The sequence below is a fragment of the Sphingopyxis sp. SCN 67-31 genome, from assembly GCF_001725095.1.
In genome coordinates, this window is sequence record NZ_MEFH01000100.1 from 1 (window position 1) to 15,570 (window position 15,570).

At 61.6% G+C, this 15,570-nt stretch carries 19 protein-coding genes and 1 pseudogene; 15 read left to right on the forward strand and 5 right to left on the reverse strand.

What is annotated here, in order from left to right:
* Window positions 1-208, forward strand: a 208-nt coding sequence (locus tag ABS88_RS19255) for a hypothetical protein (protein ID WP_286750308.1), incomplete at its 5' end; no start/stop codon positions are given.
* Between the two features lie 53 nt (window positions 209-261).
* On the opposite strand, the gene ABS88_RS19260 is transcribed toward ABS88_RS19255, so the two are convergent.
* On the reverse strand, window positions 262-969 hold the full coding sequence (locus ABS88_RS19260; protein ID WP_286750309.1) for a Crp/Fnr family transcriptional regulator: 708 nt from the start codon (window positions 967-969) through the stop codon (window positions 262-264).
* Between the two features lie 302 nt (window positions 970-1,271).
* Here ABS88_RS19260 and ABS88_RS19265 point away from each other — a divergent pair, with 302 nt between their 5' ends.
* From ABS88_RS19265 to ABS88_RS19290, 6 genes are all read left to right on the forward strand, one after another.
* The gene (locus ABS88_RS19265) at window positions 1,272-1,637 is read left to right on the forward strand and encodes a cupin domain-containing protein (protein ID WP_286750310.1); all 366 of its coding nucleotides are present in this window, start codon (window positions 1,272-1,274) and stop codon (window positions 1,635-1,637) included.
* 39 nt (window positions 1,638-1,676) lie between these two features.
* A complete protein-coding gene (locus ABS88_RS19270; protein WP_286750311.1) occupies window positions 1,677-3,926 on the forward strand; it encodes a nitric-oxide reductase large subunit in 2,250 nt (749 codons plus the stop codon).
* Entirely contained in the window at window positions 3,923-5,122 is a 1,200-nt protein-coding gene (locus tag ABS88_RS19275; RefSeq protein ID WP_286750312.1) for an NnrS family protein, read from the forward strand. The genes ABS88_RS19270 and ABS88_RS19275 overlap by 4 nt, the downstream gene beginning before the upstream one ends.
* A 335-nt stretch (window positions 5,123-5,457) precedes the next feature.
* Entirely contained in the window at window positions 5,458-6,273 is an 816-nt protein-coding gene (locus ABS88_RS19280) for a universal stress protein (protein ID WP_286750313.1), read from the forward strand.
* A 758-nt stretch (window positions 6,274-7,031) separates the two neighbouring features.
* Window positions 7,032-7,277, forward strand: a complete 246-nt coding sequence (locus ABS88_RS19285; protein ID WP_286750314.1) for a type II toxin-antitoxin system Phd/YefM family antitoxin — start codon at window positions 7,032-7,034, stop codon at window positions 7,275-7,277.
* Window positions 7,277-7,699: a type II toxin-antitoxin system VapC family toxin gene (locus ABS88_RS19290; protein WP_286750315.1), complete on the forward strand. Its 423-nt coding sequence runs from the start codon at window positions 7,277-7,279 to the stop codon at window positions 7,697-7,699. The genes ABS88_RS19285 and ABS88_RS19290 overlap by 1 nt, the downstream gene beginning before the upstream one ends.
* A gap of 409 nt (window positions 7,700-8,108) precedes the next feature.
* On the opposite strand, the gene ABS88_RS19295 is transcribed toward ABS88_RS19290, so the two are convergent.
* Complete coding sequence (locus tag ABS88_RS19295) at window positions 8,109-8,354, reverse strand: hypothetical protein (RefSeq protein ID WP_286750316.1); 246 nt, start codon at window positions 8,352-8,354, stop codon at window positions 8,109-8,111.
* Between the two features lie 174 nt (window positions 8,355-8,528).
* On the opposite strand from ABS88_RS19295, the gene ABS88_RS19300 reads away from it, so the two are divergent.
* Window positions 8,529-9,137 (forward strand): plasmid pRiA4b ORF-3 family protein, encoded by a 609-nt coding sequence (locus ABS88_RS19300; protein ID WP_286750317.1) that lies wholly within the window; start codon window positions 8,529-8,531, stop codon window positions 9,135-9,137.
* Between the two features lie 286 nt (window positions 9,138-9,423).
* Here the strand turns inward: ABS88_RS19300 and ABS88_RS19305 are convergent, their stop codons facing one another.
* Window positions 9,424-10,425 carry a GSU2403 family nucleotidyltransferase fold protein gene (locus ABS88_RS19305; RefSeq protein WP_286750318.1) on the reverse strand — a complete coding sequence of 334 codons (1,002 nt, stop codon included), beginning with the start codon at window positions 10,423-10,425 and terminating at the stop codon, window positions 9,424-9,426.
* Between the two features lie 209 nt (window positions 10,426-10,634).
* On the opposite strand from ABS88_RS19305, the pseudogene ABS88_RS19310 reads away from it, so the two are divergent.
* Window positions 10,635-10,832 (forward strand): annotated as a pseudogene (locus ABS88_RS19310) (tyrosine-type recombinase/integrase); the annotation flags it as partial.
* Here the strand turns inward: ABS88_RS19310 and ABS88_RS25065 are convergent.
* Window positions 10,734-11,234: a hypothetical protein gene (locus tag ABS88_RS25065; RefSeq protein ID WP_058537905.1), complete on the reverse strand. Its 501-nt coding sequence runs from the start codon at window positions 11,232-11,234 to the stop codon at window positions 10,734-10,736. The pseudogene ABS88_RS19310 and the gene ABS88_RS25065 sit on opposite strands and share 99 nt — an antisense overlap.
* On the opposite strand from ABS88_RS25065, the gene ABS88_RS19315 reads away from it, so the two are divergent.
* A complete protein-coding gene (locus ABS88_RS19315; protein WP_156419811.1) occupies window positions 11,221-11,367 on the forward strand; it encodes a DUF5990 family protein in 147 nt (48 codons plus the stop codon). The genes ABS88_RS25065 and ABS88_RS19315 overlap by 14 nt on opposite strands.
* A 126-nt stretch (window positions 11,368-11,493) precedes the next feature.
* On the opposite strand, the gene ABS88_RS19320 is transcribed toward ABS88_RS19315, so the two are convergent.
* A complete protein-coding gene (locus ABS88_RS19320) occupies window positions 11,494-11,940 on the reverse strand; it encodes a MerR family transcriptional regulator (RefSeq protein ID WP_231732658.1) in 447 nt (148 codons plus the stop codon).
* Window positions 11,941-12,014: 74 nt separating this feature from the next.
* Here ABS88_RS19320 and ABS88_RS19325 point away from each other — a divergent pair, with 74 nt between their 5' ends.
* The 5 genes from ABS88_RS19325 to hutC all read left to right on the forward strand — a co-directional run bounded on the left by ABS88_RS19325 (window position 12,015) and on the right by hutC (window position 15,570).
* Entirely contained in the window at window positions 12,015-12,386 is a 372-nt protein-coding gene (locus tag ABS88_RS19325; protein ID WP_058537906.1) for a mercuric transporter MerT family protein, read from the forward strand.
* A 14-nt stretch (window positions 12,387-12,400) separates the two neighbouring features.
* Window positions 12,401-12,682, forward strand: a complete 282-nt coding sequence (gene merP / locus ABS88_RS19330) for a mercury resistance system periplasmic binding protein MerP (RefSeq protein ID WP_058538206.1) — start codon at window positions 12,401-12,403, stop codon at window positions 12,680-12,682.
* Between the two features lie 10 nt (window positions 12,683-12,692).
* On the forward strand, window positions 12,693-14,132 hold the full coding sequence (gene merA, locus ABS88_RS19335; protein WP_058537907.1) for a mercury(II) reductase: 1,440 nt from the start codon (window positions 12,693-12,695) through the stop codon (window positions 14,130-14,132).
* 33 nt (window positions 14,133-14,165) lie between these two features.
* Complete coding sequence (locus ABS88_RS19340) at window positions 14,166-14,582, forward strand: hypothetical protein (RefSeq protein ID WP_058537908.1); 417 nt, start codon at window positions 14,166-14,168, stop codon at window positions 14,580-14,582.
* A gap of 190 nt (window positions 14,583-14,772) precedes the next feature.
* Window positions 14,773-15,570 carry a histidine utilization transcriptional repressor HutC gene (gene hutC / locus ABS88_RS19345; RefSeq protein WP_082640045.1) on the forward strand — a complete coding sequence of 266 codons (798 nt, stop codon included), beginning with the start codon at window positions 14,773-14,775 and terminating at the stop codon, window positions 15,568-15,570.

A 15,570-nucleotide genomic window follows, 5' to 3' on the forward strand; every position in this document is an offset into this window, starting at 1 on the left:
AACCGGAGAAAGCTGCACGGCCAAGGCGGTGGCAAGCGGCATTGATGGTGCGCTGAACTATCGCGCTACCTGCAAAGACAAGACCGGCGAACACGGCGAACTCTGGTCGCTTCGCCAGCGCGGTCCGATCCTCACAATGCAGCGTTCGCGATCGACAAGTTGGGGAGGCGGTCCCGTTTCAAGCCATAGGCTCGAACGATGCGGATGATCTACGCGACACGCTTAGCGTACGTTTTCGACCATCCTCTCACCGGTCCCGATTCAGCCAGCGGTCTCCTCGGCGATCCTGCTAATCCCTTCGGTAGATGAGATAGTCAGCTGCTGCTTCCGAGTGATCAGTAGGCCTCGACGCTCCCAGTCTGCAAGGATACGGCTGGCGGTGTGAAGCGTGGTACCTGCGATGTCGGCGATGTCTTTGCGCCGAAGCGGGAATTCGATCACAGTGCCGTCTTCGGTCGGATAGCCAGCTTGATCGAGCAGTCGCAGCAGCGTCCGCGCGATACGGCGATCAGCATTCTGCGTCGCCAATTCGCGTAATCGTTCCTGCGTTTCCCCTATACGTTTGCCGAGGATGGCTACCATGTTGATCGCGATGCCCGAATGCCGTCGCATCAGTGCAAGAAGATCCGCAGGATCCCAACTGATCTCAACGGAATCGAGCATCGCACCCGCATCTGCTGGATAAAGCCCGTCGGTCAATGAGGGAACGCAACCGAAAATCTCGCCCGGCCCGATGAGGCGGACCAGTATTTCTTCCCCGTCGCCTCCTGTTTGCGTGATGCGGACGCAACCCGACAGCAGGGCGTGGGCGCGGCCTGAAGGCTCGCCCTGGTCGAAAATTCGCGTGTCCTTTGGAATATGCCGCATGCGCGCCGCCGCCGCGGTTTCGCGCAGCACTTCGGAAGGTAGGGACCTCATGAGTGCGATGCGGGCCATTGCGTCCGCGTCGGGGTGAAGGTTGGTCGCCATGGCCCAGACTTAGGCAGAAGTTTGTTCCAGCGCAAATCCTTCAACGTCGTTTCTGGCTATTTCCAGGTGATCGGATGCGCCACCCGACGACGAGGCGCGGATGGAGAACGGGTTATGTTCTGTTCGGAATGCGGTGAAGTAATCGGAGCGGGACCGCTTGACCTGCGGCGGAGTGCACCGCGCAGACTCCGCGGCGTAGCCAGTATCCTTGGTGGGTTTCTTGCGGTGCCGCGCGGCGATTCGGCCCCGCCGTGCGGGGTGAAGGGGGACGCGGATCGACGCTGCCGCCGAACAAGGGACGAATGAGCATGGCGGTGCGACATTGCCGATCGGGTGAAATCTCGTGCCTGGGATCGATTGATGACGCCGCGACCAGGACTGTAGCACTGGCGCGCACGTCGGCGTTCGAGGCGATTCACCTCGTCGTGCGCGCCGGCCAATCGATCCCGTCGCACCACGTCGCCGGCTCGATCACGCTCTATTGTATCGCGGGTCATGTGCGTTTCGAAGGCGCCTCGCCGCCGGAGCTTTGGGCCGGTGACTGGCTGTACCTCGATCCGGGCGCGGCGCATGCGGTCGAAGCGGTCGTTGACAGTTCGCTACTATTGACGATCTTGTTCGACGAATCCGGAGACAGGCATGCGACGCCCGCGCGAGTCGCACGGTAGTGAATCCCGGAACGACGCGGCGAAAAACAGGGGGCTGTAATGGGCGAATATCGGAAGCTTTGGTGGACGCTGATCGCCGTCCTTGTGGTGACCTTCGGCGTATTGGGCGTGTCGGGGGTAGAGATTTATCGCAAGGCGCCGCCGATTCCGGCTGAGGTCGTAAGCGCTTCGGGCGAGCTACTGATGACCCGCGACGACATATTGGCGGGACAGGCGGCGTGGCAGAGCACCGGCGGCATGCAGCTCGGTTCGATCTGGGGGCATGGCGCCTATCAGGCACCCGATTGGTCGGCGGACTGGCTGCACCGCGAACTGACGGCGTGGCTCACCATCGCCGCCCGCGAAACCTATGGCGCGGCGTTCGACACGCTCGCTATCGAACAGAAGGCGGCGCTGACTCATCGCTTGAAAGAGGAATATCGCCGCAACAGCCATGACGCCGCGACCGGCGTGGTGACGGTGTCCGATCGCCGCGCCCAAGCGATGGCGCAGACGGCCGACCATTATGCCCGGCTCTATGGGGACGATCCCGCGCTGCGACCGATGCGCGACAATTATGCGATGAAGGAGAGCACGCTGCCGGACCCTGCGAAGCGGGCGGTGCTCACCGATTTCTTTTTCTGGACGGCCTGGGCCGCCTCAACCGAGCGGCCGGGGACGGTTGCCACCTATACCAACAACTGGCCGCCCGAACCGCTGATCGGCAATCACCCGACGCCTGAGAATATTCTCTGGTCGCTTGCCTGCGTCGTGATCCTCGTCGCCGGGGTCGGGGCGCTGATCTGGGGCTGGGCTTTTCTGCGTCGCCACGACGACACGCCTCTGGTCGTCGCCGAAAAGGACCCCTTGACGCTCGCGGCTCTCACCCCGTCGCAGCGCGCCCTTGGCAAATATCTGTTCGTGGTGCTGGCGCTGTTCATCTTCCAGGTGTTCATCGGCGGCTTCACGGCGCATTATACGATCGAGGGCCAAAGCTTTTATGGCTTCGATGTCTCGCAGTGGTTCCCTTATGCGCTGAGCCGAACCTGGCATGTGCAAAGCGCGGTGATGTGGATTGCCACGGCTTTTCTGGCGGCGGGACTGTTCCTCGCGCCCGTCATCCATGGCAGCGATCCCAAATATCAAAAATTGGGCGTCGACATATTATTCTGGGCGTTGATCCTGGTCGTCGCCGGCTCGTTCATCGGCAATTATCTCGCGCTATCGCACGCCCTGCCGGACAAGCTCAGCTTCTGGCTTGGTCATCAGGGCTATGAATATCTCGACCTGGGTCGGCTGTGGCAAATCGCGCTGTTCGGCGGGCTCCTGTTCTGGCTGACGTTGATGCTGCGCGCCATGCTGCCGGCGCTCCGCCGCGGGCAGGGAGACAGGAATCTGCTCGCGCTGCTCACCCTCTCTACGATCGCCATCGGCCTCTTTTACGGCTCGGGCCTTTTCTATGGCGAACGCACCCATATCACGATCATGGAATATTGGCGCTGGTGGGTCGTCCACCTGTGGGTCGAGGGCATATTCGAAGTGTTCGCAACCGCGGCCATCGCCTTCATCTTTGCATCGATGGGGCTGGTGTCGAAGCGAATTGCGACGGCGGCCAGCCTCGCCTCGGCCTCGCTGTTCATGGTTGGTGGTGTCCCGGGCACATTTCACCATCTTTATTTCTCAGGCACGACCACGCCGATCCTCGCGGTTGGCGCGGCATTCAGCGCACTCGAGGTCGTGCCGCTGATCGTCCTGGGCTATGAGGCCTGGGAACATTGGAGCCTGCGCGATCGGGCGCCGTGGATGCGTCCGCTGCGCTGGCCCTTGATGTGCTTCATCGCGGTCGCCTTCTGGAACATGCTCGGCGCCGGGGTTTTCGGCTTCATGATCAACACGCCGCTCGCGCTCTTCTACCTCCAGGGGCTGAACACCACCGCGGTCCACGCCCATGCCGCGCTGTTCGGCGTCTATGGCTTCCTTGCCCTGGGCTTCACCCTGCTGGTGCTACGCTATATCCGGCCCGAGATTGCATTTAATGAACGGCTGATGCGGGTCGGCTTCTGGGGCTTGAACGCGGGGCTGGTGTTGATGATCTTCACCAGCCTGCTGCCCGTTGGCCTGTACCAGTTCGAGGCGAGCGTAACCACCGGCATGTGGTATGCTCGCAGCGACGCATTCCTGCAGCAGGGTTTCCTTGAAACATTGCGCTGGATCCGCACCTTTGGCGATGTCGTGTTCATCATCGGCGCCATCGCCATCGCATGGCAGGTCGTCATCCTCGGCTTGTGGCGCAAGGGCGCGCGCGCATGACCCTGGCCGCGAGGCAGGCGGGCGGCGTCGACATATCGCCGCTCTGGCTCCAGGGAGCCTATCGCCTGTTGTTCGCGGCTGGCGCGCTGTGGGCGGTCGTTGTCGTGACCTTGTGGATCGGTGCGCTCGGTGGGCGCTGGACGCTCCCTACCGCGATGGATCCGCTCGCCTGGCATCAGCACGAAATGCTGTTCGGTTATCTCAGCGCGATCATCGCCGGTTTCCTGAGCGCGGCCATCCCCAATTGGACCGGACGGCCGACGGTGACCGGATGGCGGGTCGCCGCGCTGGTTGGTCTGTGGCTGGCGGCGCGGCTGGCGATCCTCTTTTCAGCGGCGGTGCCGCCACTCGCCGGCGCGGCGCTCGATGTTGGCTTCCTGCTGCTTCTCCTCGTTTATGCCGCGCGTGAGATTTTCGCATCGGGCAATCGGAATAAACCGATCCTGGTTGTTCTCTTGTTGTTTGCGACCGCCTGCGCGCTGGACCATGCGGCCGCAATGGGAGCGATCGCCGATCCCGCGCTGGGCATGCGGATGGGCTTTGCCTTGGTGCTGATCCTGATCTCGCTCATTGGCGGGCGGATCATCCCGGCCTTTACCCGCAATTGGCTGCTACAGCAGAAGCGCGGCGAGGGGCTCCCAGTCATGCCAAATCGCTTCGACATGGCCGTGATCGCGGCCACGGCGCTGGCGCTCGCGGCGTGGGCAGCTGCCCCCACCAGCTCTTTGGCAGGAGGGCTGCTACTGCTCGCGGGCGCGCTCCAGCTCGTCCGCCTGGCGCGCTGGGCCGGGCTGAAGGCGCGGCGCTCGCCCCTCGTTTTCATCCTCCATATTTCCTATGCATGGTTGCCGGTCGGCCTGTTGCTGCTCGGTTGGGCGATTCTGCATCCGGCTTTTCCACCGTCGAGCGCGATGCACGCCCTTGGCGCCGGCGCGATGGCGGCGATGACACTGGCGGTGATGACGCGTGCGACGCGAGGGCATACGGGCAGGCCGCTGGAGGCCGATCAGGCAACGGTCGCCATTTATATCCTTGTGCATCTGGGCGCCTTGCTTCGCGTGACAGCGCCGTTCCTGCCGTTTGATTATATGGGCGCCATCGCGCTCGCCGGCGGGCTGTGGGGCGCTGCCTTTTTGCTATTCCTCATCGTCTATGGCCCCATGGCGCTACAACCAGCCCCCAAAGTTCGCGTTTGACATCATCGGAGTCGCCCCGCCAGCATCTTGCGATGCGCCAGCGTCGCAAAACGCTGGAAGTGCGATGCGAGCCAAAGTGGTTGTGGACGGCGAATGCGTCGAGGCGTTTTGCGGGCGCCTACCGAGATCCGCCGCTTACCAAGGCGTATCGTCGACGTTTGCGACCGTGCTTCCGACGTGGAGCCGGATGCTGGCGCGCAGCGATCATCGGTCACGGTAAGTCGGATTGATGCTATCCTTGGTGCAAATCCGCCCGCCGCGCGGTGAATTTGACCGGGGTCAATGTCTCACTCGCCGCGCCGTGTTCACATGCTGGCGGTCATAGGAGAAATGACATGCGTAACGTACTAGTTCACGCCGATGACAGCACCTCTATGAGCGTCCGGATGGAAAGCGCTCTCGCGATCGGCCGAAGGCACAGATCGCACCTTCGCTTCGTGATCAGCTCTCCCTTCCAGCAGTTCGTCACCGTCGATCCCTTCGGCGGCATGTATCTGTCAAGCGAACAGCTGGCCAAGGCACAACTTGCTGATCAGAAGCTCGAACAGCGATTATCAGCGGAACTCGCGCGCGAAGATGTCCCATGGGACGTCGTGATATCGGACGGCGATGCCTTGTCCGCACTATCTTTGGCCGCAACACTGACCGATCTCGTAATCGTCTCGCTGGGAACTGTCGATGGGCCTCGTAACTTGACACCGCCGATGATGGCAGGCGACTTGGCCATGACGGTGCCCGTTCCGGTGCTGGCCATCCCCGTACATAATGGTCCGATTGATCTCGATTCCCCTGTAATCATCGCGTGGAATGGCAGCCCACAGGCAGCGCATGCGTTACGCGCCGCGGTGCCCCTGATCCGCGACGCCCAAAGCATCGTCATGGTGGCGATCGGCCCGGACGAGGGTCCAATAGCGGCCGAGAACGCGCTTATCTATTTGTCTCGTCACGGGCTCCACGCCGAACTTCTCCATGAAGAGCGAGGCACGACGGACAGCGTCGAGGAGACACTCGAACGTGTCGCAAAGTCCATTGAGCCAGGGCTGATCGTCATGGGTGCCTTTGGCCGGCCGCGTCTGCGCGAAACGCTGTTCGGCGGCGTTACCCGCTACCTTCTGGAAGCAGCACCGGCACCGTTGCTGCTGGCGCACTAGGGCTTTGGTCTACTGCTTTTCCCAAACCAGGCGCGCTCCCGTATCGAGACACGGTGTCCGATTGCGCGACCTGCCCAGTGCGACATCGTGCGATTTGCGCGATCATCAGCCCTGCGGAACTTACCGCGCTGGCTAAGATGGGACGAAAGCGAAGGTAGACGCTGCTTTGGGAAGGCGATTGTGCCCCAGTCGTCGCCAATATTCTCGAGGGCGTAGTCAAGCTTATCGTCTCGAACGCTGACGGGCGCGAGCAGATCGTCGGTTTAGTTTTCTTGCCCGATTTCATCGGCCGTCGGTTCGGCAAGGAACGCGCTTACCGTGTCACTGCGATGCGATGACAAATGGTGAGCTATGCTGCGGATCGGCATTGGAGCGGGCCTCTCCCATTTTACGATCTATCTTCTTGAGTTGGCGTAACAAGCCGGTTTTGATCGGGGCCCCGAACGGCGCCTATCGAAACCCCTTTCGTGCGTCAGTTTAAGATTACAAATCAAAGTCATAGCTCTTCGTGAGAGCGGAGTCCCACGCTGACGCTAATCCACACGAGAAAACCAACGCTTTTATATAGATTCCCGTCCGCAGACGCCAATGCCGCCATAATTTGAAAACCCCGGATCGATAAAACTGGGCCGGACAGATTCAGACTTCTCTACACTTGTCACCCCAAACTCACCCGATCGCCCTGGCGCCAGCCCCGGCATTTATTGGCAGGCGGTCCGCATTCTGCTACAAGTGACCAACTTCATGGTCAGGAGCAGATGATGGATGGTATCAACCTCGCCGACGCGAAGGCGCATTTGAGCGAACTGGTCGAGCGCGCGGCCGCCGGTGATACGGTCGAGATTCTGCGCCGCGGCAAACCCGTGGCCCGGCTGACGCCGGCCAATCGTCCGCGCAAGCGTATCAACCTCGATGCGCTGCGCGCGTTGACGGCCTCCATGCCGCTTCAGAAGACGTCGGCGGAAGATTTCGTGCGAGAGATGCGCGATGCTGATCGCTACTGATGCACTATCTCGACACGTCGCTGTTGGTCGCGGCCCTGACCAATGAAGAGCGGACGGGAAAGGTCCAGACGTGGCTTTCCGAACAGGAGCCGGAATCGCTGCTGATCAGCGATTGGGTGATAACGGAGATGTCGTCGGCGCTGTCGATCAAGCTGCGAACAAGGCAGATCGACACACGCCAGCGCGCCGAGGCGCTGGCGTTGTTCCATCGACTTTGCGCCGACAGCTTGACGATTCTGACCGTCGAACCGGCACAGTTCCGGTCTGCCGCCTTGTTCGCCGATCAATATGCACTGGGTATTCGCGCTGGCGATGCGCTCCATCTGGCTGTCGCCGGGGATCGCGGCGCCACACTGTGCACACTCGATCAGCGGCTTGCGGACGCGGGAGCGGCCCTTGGCGTATCCACGCTGATGCTCTGAACCGGGCAACGACCACCACGAAACCGTCTGACACAGAAAACCGAGCGTGAGGATCGGCGTCGAAAGTAGGAACTCCGGAAAATTCGGCAACCACCTAAAAAGTAAACGAAAATGCTTACTACGCCTTTAGGATGATCGGCGCGGCTGGGACCCCCGGACCCTGAATATTATGCTTTTCATTCAATGCTATATTGCGACTACGGAAGGGGGGGCGCTTTCGAAGCCGATCCTCAGATGCCGACAAGCCAGCCGCTCAAGGCTGCTGGTGACATGGCTCGAAGAGGAGACGCTGATCGCCGGGCCGCACGCCGCATGGCAAATCGACCACGCCGTTCGGCGTCAATTTCGGGTTTCCGGACAAGATGTATCCGTCCAGCGAGGCCGAAACAGCGCGGACAGCCCTGCGGTATCAGTTGTCGAGGAACACTTGGACACCCTCTTCGGCGAGTGCTTTGCGGAGGGCGGCATCGGCTTCCCGATCGGAGGCGAAGACGTCACTCCAAACGACCGACGTTCCGCGCGCGTTGATAACCTCCAGCGACCAACCGGGCTCTGTCGCGATGCGAACGATGTTGATGGTCAGCGGCACGCCGTCCTGGATAATGTGCCGGCTAAGGGGCGATTCTATCAGTTCGGGGTGCGGTCCGGATTGCATGGATGCATGCTACTGGAATCCGGCTCTTCCTACAACATCCTCGGTTCCCAATGCTAAGACAGAAGCTCGGGGGGCCGACTGACGCCATCCACCAGATGGAGCGAAAGCGCCTCGTTGGGGCGAATTCATGTCGCGGATATGGACATCGCTCAGCGAGCCCGCCAGCATGGCGGCATGACCGACCAGATCGCCCGGATTCGCATCACGCTCGAAGACATGAAGCCCACCATCTGGCGCCGTGTCGAACTTCCCGTCACCAACAGCCTCAAGACCCTGCACCTCGCGATCCAGGCAAGCATGCTCTTCGAGAATTACCATCTGTTCCGTTTCGACATCGGCGATGCCGCCTATGGCATCCGCTTCGACGACGATGAATTCATGATCCGCACCCGCGACGCCGCCAACATGCGGATCAGCAAGCTTGCCGAACGCGGCATAACCAGCTTTACCTACACTTATGATTTCGGGGACAACTGGCGTCATCGCATCGAGATCGAGGCGGTCCAGCCCGCAACCCCAGGCGTCGATTTCCCGCGCTTCGTCGATGGTGAACGTCGCGCCCCGCCCGAAGACGTCGGCGGCACCATGGGGTTCGAAGAGTTTCTCGATGCCATGGCCAAACCACGCCATCCCGCCCGCGCATCCATGGTGGAATGGTACGGCGGTGTCTTCGATCCCGCCGATATCAGCCCTGGCGAGATCAACGCACGCATGGCTAAACTCGCCAAGCGACGCGCGCAGGGAAAAGCTGCTCATGCCCACGCCGCATTTCGCGTCGACTGATGGGCCGCGGCTTCCTTACCACGCGTACTGCTATCATCAGTGACGCCGAGATGATAATATGTCGCATGGTCTATGAGCTTGACGATATCAAAGCGCAGAGCGACTGCCACGGTCTGTGGACGCGTTTTCCATGTCTCGTACAAAACGCTGCGGCTGCGACGAACAATCGAATGCCAAGGCTGCGGAGAAACCGTCAGGCCAATTGACGAAACGCCGATTGCGAAGATTCAGGCGCTGATCGACGATGCAGACGCGGCCGCATAGATTCTCGCGATAGGTGGTCAGATCACCAATCGGACCTACGCTGTGCAGTTGTGTTATTCTGCCAATTGTCGAAACAGTCCTGCAATTCGGAAGGGATCGCCGCCTCGAATGCCGCGTCGAGCGGATAATGGGGCATGGCTTCGGCGACAGCATCGAGCAGCGCCAGCCCCTGCTTGCGGTCTTTCGGGCGTTTGAGAGGATTGCGCTTCGCCTGCTGCGACATCCAGAGTTTGTGTAGCGCAAACCATCGAGGGTCCGGTGCGACGATCCGGGCGGGAGACCCGTCGCGGCAGCCGATTACCTGATCGACCGGTCGGCCGAGCAACAGCCATTCCTGCTCTGGCAAAGGTATCGGCCGCGGTTGATCGCGTCCGCTCAGCGTTCCCGCGCGAGACGGGGCCACGAGCAGTTCGACCTCATAGGCCCGGGCGTTCCGCGCCTGGAAATCACGCTCGCTGTTGATCGTGAAGGTCGGGTCGACAGCTTTAAGCATCTGCCAGACAGTCTGTTCGGAAGCTTCTTGTTCCGTGGCGATCCAGGCCAGGTCGAAGTCCTCCGTTTCGTCGGGCAGAAGAATGAAGCCGTTGGCCTCGATCATATAGGCTGCGATGGCGTTGGTGCCGACAACGACAAGGTGCGTGCCAAGGAGATCGCGGCGATCGCACTCGCGAAGGATGGGACCGGCGTCGCTGGAAAGCAGGGGCAGGCGTAGCGCCCGGTAGAGGGCCGCGCTTTCCGCAAGATTAGATTGCAGAATCGAGCCGCGTTCTTTGAGTTCGGTCTTTTTCTCGCGATATGCTTTGAGCTCGGCTTCGCGCGTCGCGTCCATATTTCCGAGGGATTTCCCGTTCCCACTGCGATCGAAAATCTGGTATAAATACTCGTACTTGCCAACGGTTTTACGGCGCAAATCGTAAGGTAAGGCCGTCCGCTCGCGTTCGACAGCGATCCAGGCCTCATATCGTTGCCGGAGGTTGACGAGCAGTCGGGATTGCTCGTCGGTGAAGGCGCGTAGGGTACCCATGAGGATTTATCCCACAATTTTAGAAATTCGTCAAATGTGGGATAAATACATATCCGATAACAAACATTATGTTAATAGCGATACCGCAACTGCCTATGTCAACTGTGTCCAGTGTGGCAGGGAAAGGCTTGCGGTCACGGGGTAATTTCAACAGTGCGACCGTGTCCACTTCGTCCTCCACGACGCCCTGGCACGCTGCGCGTATCGAAATGCCCGGCGGTCGCCGGTCGTGGACGGTATTGGATGATCGGGGCGATATCGTCGAGTGTCTTCGTTATAGGATCGTTCATCTCGAACAAACTCACGCATCACCGAATACCATCCGGGCCTATGTTCGCCACGTTGCCGACTTCGCCAATTTCCTGAGCGCGAACGGCGCTGGTCTTTCGGACGCCACCGTGCCGCTCTACGACAGCCTCCTGGCCTGGCGGCTCGCCCGGCGAAAAGATGCTTTGCCCAGCCCGAAGTTGATCCTGCTGCGAAAGCCTGAGGTCCGCATGCTGGCTCCGGCGACGCGCAACCAGATCCAGCTCGCGATCAAGTCGTTCTATCGGTTCCTCAACGGAACCGACGACTTCGCCATCAACACGGTCGAGGTCGCCAAGTTCCACGACGGTCACCGCCTCTACAGGCCGTTCCTCGAGCGCATCAGCCAGCGCCGGACGACGCGTCGCAAGGACCGCTATCTGTCTGGCGACACCGGCCGGGTCCAGCAGCAGGTGCTCAAAAAGCGGCTGACGCCAACCGAGGTGCTGCGGCTGATCGAGGCCTGCGGCCTCGCTCGGGCTGCGCCGAATGAAGATCGACATTCACGACATCGAGCAGGATCTGCTCGATCGCGCCGCGCGTGGCGGCACCATCGAAATACGGGTGATCGGCACCGGCAAGGATGGCACGCCCGCCTGCGCGACGACGCGGCCGATCGATCGGCGGCTCGCCTAGCAACAGGCCCGGATCCGTGGCGTCCGCAATCGGTCCGCCCGCTTGCGGCGAGAGCTCGTCACGCGTCGCTGTTGATCACGGATCAAAGCCCTTGCTCCCGATCGTCCCCGCAGTCAGTGAGGGGTTCTAACCGCCCGCGGATGGATCGAACGCGCCGAACAATGTCTCGAGTAGTGGACACTCGGGGGTATTCCCATCGGCGCATCGGACGACGGTTCTGGCAAGCACCGCTTCCATCGCCTGGAGATCGGCAATCTTCTCGCGGATGTCCGCCAAATGAACGACGGCGACCTCGCGCGCTTCGGCACAGGGACGTTCGCGGTCTTCGGTCAGTTGCAGCAGCGCGCGTATCTCGTCGAGCGTGAAGCCCAGCTCCCGAGCCCGGCGGACAAAGCCGAGCCGCATGAGATGGCCATGACCATAGAGCCGGTGACCGCCTTCGCTGCGCGCCGGCAAGGGAAGCAGGCCGATCTTCTCATAATATCGGATCGTTTCGATGTTGCACCCCGTGCGCTGCGACATGACGCCGATTGGCAGCCGCGGCGCGGTGTCCTGCAGATTTTTCCGATCCACGCTGAAATTCCTCTTGAACCTGTAGGGACTACAGGTCCTATCTAGGGGCTGTATATTGATTCGGAGAACAGAAAATGACCCAGCCGGAAACGGTTTCCAAACGCGGTACGTGGGTTGCGATTGCCGGAGGAAGTCTCGGCGCGCTCGGCGCGGCCTCATGTTGCATCTTGCCGCTGGTGCTCTTCACACTGGGCGTCAGCGGTGCGTGGATCGGCAACCTGACCGCGCTCGGCGCCTACCAGCCTATCTTCTTGGGCGTGGCCGTCGCCTTTCTCGCCGCCGGGTTCTGGCGCGTCTACCGCCGGCCGCGGGCGGCCTGCGCCGAAGGCGAATGCGGGACACCGTCCTCAAACCGCTTGGCGAAGACGGCCTTGTGGCTCGCAACGGTGCTGATCGGACTCGCCGTCCTCTTCCCCTATCTCGCACCCCTATTCCTCGAAGTTTGAACAAGGAGACCATGATGAAAAAGCTTGCCCTGATCGTGACTGCCGCGGCGCTGTTCGTATCCGGCCCGGCCTTTGCCGCAATCCGGACCGTCACCCTGGCCGTCGAAAACATGACCTGCGTCACCTGCGGCCCGATCGTCAAAAAGAGCCTGTCGCGCGTGCCGGGCGTGACCGCGGTCGAAGTCTCGACCGAGGCCCATACCGCGACGGTCACCTATGACGACGCCAAGACGAACACCAAGGCGTTGATCGCGGCGACCACCAACGCCGGCTACCCATCGCAAGTTCGCAAGTGAAAGTCAGATCATGAGTGATTGCTGCAATTCGGTCGGTCACCCTGATGACAAGGCGTACGATCTTGTGGTCGTCGGCGGTGGGTCGGCAGGCTTCTCGGCGGCGATCACCGCAGCCGAACAAGGCGCCCAGGTCGCCGTTATCGGGGCCGGCACCATCGGCGGGACCTGCGTCAATGTTGGTTGCGTTCCTTCCAAGGCGCTCATCCGCGCCGTCGAGAGCATTCACCACGCCAATGCGGCGCCTATGCGGTTCAAGGGCATCGAGGCCCGGGCGGCTATCGCCGATTGGAGCCAAGTGGTCGCCGAAAAGGACAGGCTCGTCGCGGACCTTCGTCAGGCGAAATATGCCGACCTGCTGCCCCTCTACAACAACATCGCCTATCACGAGGGCACGGCGCGCCTTGTCGAAAACGGTGTTGAATCAGGCGGAAAGCTATTCACATCCGAACGGATCGTAATCGCGACTGGCACGCGTCCGGCGATGCCGGCCATCCCGGGCCTTGCGGATGTCGATCCGCTCGACAGCACCGCCGCGCTCGACCTGACCGAGCTGCCCAAATCGATGATCGTCCTCGGTGGCGGCTATGTGGGTGTCGAACTCGCCCAGATGTTTTCCCGCGCCGGTGTCAAGGTAACGCTCGTTTTCCGCAGTCGCCTTCTGCCCGAAATGGAACCCGAGATTGGTGCCGCGCTGACCGACTATCTTTCGAGCGAGGGCATCGCCGTCCATGGGACGCTTGCGTATCAGTCCGTCCGCAAGACGGCGGAAGGGGACGCAGCGCTCACGGTGCTGCGCGACGGGGTTTCCGAAACCATCGTCGCGGAGCGCCTTCTCGTCGCGACGGGTCGCACGCCGAATGTCGAAGATCTTGGCCTCACGGAGGCGGGCGTGGCACAAACGCCCAGCGGCGCCATCCTCGTCGATGATCATATGCGGACCTCGATGCGCGGCGTTTATGCCGCCGGCGACGTGACGGGGCGCGACCAGTTTGTCTACATGGCGGCCTATGGTGCAAAGATCGCTGCGAAAAACGCCCTCAACGGCGACAGTCTGCGCTACGACAATTCGGCCATGCCCGCGGTGGTGTTCAGCGATCCGCAGGTTGCCAGTGTCGGCCTCACCGAAGCGCAGGCCATAGCGGCGGGGCATAAAGCCCGAACCTCGATCCTTCCGCTCGAGAATGTCCCGCGCGCGCTCGCGGCCCGCGACACGCGTGGTCTGATCAAGCTGGTCGCCGATGGCTCCACCCGCAAGTTGCTGGGCGCCCACATCTTGGCGCCCGAAGGGGCGGACAGCATCCAGACCGCTGCGATGGCGATCCGTTGCGGCCTCACGATCGACGATTTGGCAGGGATGATTTTCCCCTATCTGACAACTGTCGAAGGCCTGAAACTCGCGGCGCAGACGTTTGACCGGGACGTGAAGCGATTATCCTGCTGTGCGGGCTAGATTCGCCCGGGCGCGTCGTCGCAGCGCGCGAGAATGAGCCGACCGCGCGATTTCGATCCCGGCAAGGATGCCGGGGACTGGTCCGGGAACTGGCGCACCCTCCTTATGCTGTGGGGCTTTCCAGGATTGGCCATGCTCGGCGCCTTGGGGCTGGACCCGACGCCGCGCGCAGTCGTCTGGACTGTCATGTTGAGCGTGATGGGATTGGCCTGCATCGTTAATTCCCGCAGGTGCGGCCGGACGCATTGCCGGTTCACAGGGCCTTTCCTGATCGTGATGGCCATTCTGGTCATAGGTTTTGCGATCGGGTGGCTGCCCCTCGGCCGATTTGGCTGGCCGATACTCGGCGCTACAAGTTTTGCCGGTTTCTTCGCCTTGTGGTGGGGCAGCGAGCGAATTTGGGGCTTGTTTTTGCCTGAGAGGGACAGCGACGCTCCGGCTGGCCGATAGGATTGGGTAAGGCGGGATAGCTGGCGGGAGGCACGACACAAGGCGTGGGCGAACTCCAAAAGAGCGCTCGATTGGACGCGACTAGCAGACGATCCCGCAGCGGCGGAAGAACCGTCTAGGCCCTCTACAACATTCGATTATTCCCGACGATCGGTTGGAATTCGACGCCGGGTAGCTGTATAGACGGCTGATGGATATTATTTCACGCAGGGCGGCCCTGGCGGCAAAGAATTCGGGCCGATCGGATGGCCGGCAAAGCCGCCACGCCGAGACAGAAGACCAAACGCCGCCGCGCTATGCAGCCATCAAGCAGAGCATTTGCGATGCCGTCCGGGACGGGCATTTGAAGCCGGGAGACCGTGTCCCGTCGGAATCCGAGCTGGTCAAACAATTCGACGTCTCGCGCATGACCGCGAACAGGGCGCTACGCGAGCTTCAGGCCGCCGGCGTTCTCGTCCGGCGAGCCGGCAGCGGCTCGTTTATTGCCGAGCCGAAACCGATCGGCCATATGATCGAGATACGGAACATTGCCGACGAAATTCGCGGACGCGGTCATGACTACCGGGCCCGGGTCGTCCAGAATCTCGAGGAGAAGGCCGGCGCGGAAACCGCCGCGCTGCTGGAGGTGCCGGTGGGCACGAAAATCTTCCATTCGATCATCGTTCACCACGAGGCCGAGTTCCCGATCCAGCTCGAAGAGCGGTTCGTACTTGCGTCCGCCGCGCCGGATTATGGCACGCTAGATTTTACGCAGCTCACGCCCAACGAATATTTGACGCGCACCGCGCCGCTCGAGCGGGTCGAACACCGCGTCCGCGCGGAAATGCCCGACGCGCGCACGCGCGGCATGCTTGGTCTCAACGAGGGGGAACCGGTTCTGCGCATGACGCGGCGGACCTGGAGCAACGGTCGGCTGGTGTCGCACGCCTGGCTCTCCCATCCCGGCACGCGCTTCGAGCTTTCCGCCGCCTTTTCGGTCGACGACTGA